3 protein-coding genes and 1 tRNA gene are annotated in these 3,038 nt (G+C 58.0%); 2 read left to right on the top strand and 2 right to left on the bottom strand.

The genetic code is table 11. The features are described 5' to 3' along the window. Both ACXRVY_RS22170 and ACXRVY_RS22165 read left to right on the top strand, forming a co-directional pair. The coding region (locus ACXRVY_RS22170) for a hypothetical protein (protein WP_458238247.1) at window positions 1-536 on the top strand (536 nt) is incomplete at its 5' end. Then, complete coding sequence (locus ACXRVY_RS22165; RefSeq protein ID WP_223456926.1) at window positions 533-1,204, top strand: serine/threonine protein phosphatase; 672 nt, start codon at window positions 533-535, stop codon at window positions 1,202-1,204. The genes ACXRVY_RS22170 and ACXRVY_RS22165, both read left to right, overlap by 4 nt. Before the next feature lie 161 nt (window positions 1,205-1,365). Here ACXRVY_RS22165 and ACXRVY_RS22160 read toward each other — a convergent pair. Both ACXRVY_RS22160 and ACXRVY_RS22155 read right to left on the bottom strand, forming a co-directional pair. Continuing rightward, window positions 1,366-1,442: transfer RNA gene (locus ACXRVY_RS22160), tRNA-Ile, on the bottom strand. 15 nt (window positions 1,443-1,457) lie between these two features. Next, on the bottom strand, window positions 1,458-3,038 hold a 1,581-nt coding region (locus ACXRVY_RS22155), incomplete at its 5' end, for a putative bifunctional diguanylate cyclase/phosphodiesterase (protein WP_458238246.1).

Here is a 3,038-nt window from a genome sequence, read left to right as displayed (position 1 = left end):
TGGTAATCGAGTTGGCGGCTGTTAGTGCCTTGCAACGCCTCACAGAACGCCTGGAGGCCAAAAAATTCAAAATCACAGGGGAAGACGAGGTCAACTGTCGATTTCGTTTCAACGATGTCATCGTGGATGTGATGCCTTCGGATCCGGCTGTTCTCGGCTATGCGAACCGTTGGTTCGTGGAAGGGCTCGCTCACGCTGTGAAGTTCGCGCTACCCAGTGGTCTGGAGATACAGATCTTCAAGTCGACTTACTTTCTTGCTACGAAGCTGGAAGCCTTCAGCGGGCGCGGAGAAGGCGATCCTTATCACAAGGATGTTGAGGACATCGTTATCCTGATTGATGGGCGTCCGGAGCTGTTGGAGGAGGTCCGAGGGGCGGAAACTGAATTGCTGCAGTTCATCGCCAAGGGAGTTGGTGAGCTGCTTAGGCTCAGTGGCATCGACTATGCGATTCAAAGCTCAGGCTCGGTTCGGGCAAACCCCGCTCGTGGCATGCTCATCCATCAGCGTATGAAGGATCTGAGCCTGCTCGCATGAGATACGAAATCAGATCGGTAAAAGGGCGAGCCCGAGAAGCCAACCATGATTGCGCTGGCGCGGTATTCGATGGCGTGAGGGGGCTGTTTGTTGTCGTGGATGGCACTTCGAAGCCCGGTAGCGGCCAGTTGGCCCATGGATTTGTGCAAGCAGTGATGGATGCCTGCCAGGCCCGTATTAGTCAAGGCGCTGAAGACACTACTCATAGTGACGTCCAGCAGCTGCTACGGTCTGTACTTACAGATTTACACGCTCCACTGTTTGCTAAGCAGACCGGTACAACAAGCTACTTGGTTGGTATTGCTTCTCATGGGCAGCTCACCCTTGCATATGAGGGCGACTGTTCATGTGGTGTTGCCGGTGCGGAGGGTGGAATCGAGTGGTTCACACCACCGCATTGCAAGGCGAACTGGAGGCGCGACCGATCACATCGGGAACTTGCGCTTGATCCGGCCCGCCATCTGATCACCCGTTGCTATAGGGCCAACCGTTCCCCGGATCCAGATTTTGTTTTCCGTTCAGTGGCTGCAGGCGAGCGCCTGGTGTTCGCAACGGATGGCTTTTGGGCGGAGCTGACCGACGCTCGACAGGATGACGTGCTTGCAGCTCCTGCCATTGCAATCACTGATGTAGACGATGATGTGACTTGGATTGATGTGAGGCTGTAAAACATTGCGAGCTGGCCGGTTTTTTCATTGAAGGCGCGCCACTTGCGTATGAAGTGGGTCGAAGGGCTTGAAATGGGGCCGAAGTCATTCCAGCTGAAGAGTTCCAGTCGCTCCCACCGACCAGACACGAAAAAGCCGCGTAAAAACGCGGCTTTCTTGTTTGGTGGGCCCACACGGACTTGAACCGTGGACCAAAGGATTATGAGTCCTCTGCTCTAACCAACTGAGCTATAGGCCCTCAGTAGGCCGCGGATTATAACGACGGTTTCGCGGCTGTGCTATCTGAAAAAACCATTACGGTTGTACGAAGAAATGTCGCGGCAAATTCGTCCGCCGTCAGGGGCAGGCTGACGATGTAGCCCTGGATTTGTTCGCAGCCCTCAGCGGCGAGGAATTGTTGTTGCGCCAGGGTCTCGACCCCTTCGGCAATCACGGTGAATGGCATGCTGCGTCCGAGCGCTATGATGGCCCGGACGATCGCCGCATCATGGGGATCGTCCGGCAGGCCGCGGACGAAGGACTGATCGATCTTGAGGATGTCCAGTGGCAGACGCTTGAGGTAACTCAGGGACGAGTAACCGGTGCCGAAGTCATCGATGGCCAGTTGCACGCCCAGATGTTTGAGTTGGTGCAGCACCGCCAGCGCTTCTTCGGCCTGGCTCATGATGAAGTTTTCGGTGATTTCCAGTTGCAGGAAGCCGGGGTTGAGGCCGTTGTCCTTGAGTAGCTGCTCGATACGGCCCAGCAGGTTGGGTTGGCGCAATTGGGCGCCGGCAAGGTTGACCGACAGCGGGCCGGGACTTCTGTACAGCCGGTGCCATTCGGCCATCTGCCGGCAGGCGGTTTCCAGGACCCAGTCGCCGATTTGCAGGATCATGCCGTTTTCTTCAGCCAGCGGGATGAAGTGTTCTCGCGGCACGTCGCCAAAGGTCGGATGGCGCCAACGGATCAGGGCTTCGGCACCGACCAGGCTGTAGTCTTCGAGGCTGATTTTCGGTTGGTAGCACAGGTGCAACTCATTGCGTTCGATGGCGCGGCGCAGTTCGTGTTCCAGTGCCACGCGTTCGCTGGCCTGGGCGGTGAGGTCGCGGGTGTAGCTTTCGACACKGTTGCGGCCCTTGGCCTTGGAGCGGTACATCGCGGCGTCGGCGTTCTTGATCAGTGTGGCAACGTCGCAACCATCCTTCGGATAGAGGCTTGTGCCGATGCTGGCGCTGATGAAAAACTCGTGTTCGCCGGCCTGGAACGGCGCGGCGAAACAATTGAGCAACTTGGTGGCGATGTGGTCGGCATCGCTGGATTGTTGCAGGCCCGGCAGCAGGATAATGAATTCGTCACCGCCCAGGCGCGCTACGGTGTCGATATCGCGCAACTGCTCCTTGAGGCGTACGGCAATGCCCTTGAGCAGCAGGTCGCCGACCGGGTGGCCGAGGCTGTCGTTGATGTGCTTGAAGCGGTCGAGGTCGAGGAACAGCACAGCGCCCTGGCCACCGTTTTCCTGCTGGCTGTTGAGCGCAGTCAGCAAGCGGCTTTCGAATAGTGTGCGGTTTGGCAGGCCGGTCAGCGGGTCGTGGTGTGCCTGGTAGTCGAGTTTGGCCTGGGCATGCTTGAGGCTGGAAATGTCGGCGAACACCGCGACAAAGTGGGTGATGAACTTGTCGCGGTTGCGCACGGCACTGATGGTCAGCCAGCTCGGGTACAGCTCGCCATTCTTGCGCCGATTGGAAATCTCGCCTTGCCAATGACCTTCGGCGGTCAATTGATGCCACATGGCCGCGTAGAATGCGCTGTCATGCAGGCCCGAGGCGAGCAGGCGCGGCGTGTGGCCCAGCGC

It is taken from the genome of Pseudomonas sp. P5_A2_2 (genome assembly GCF_054177685.1).
Note: the sequence above shows the minus strand (reverse complement) of the source record. Positions and strands in the feature narration are given on the sequence as shown.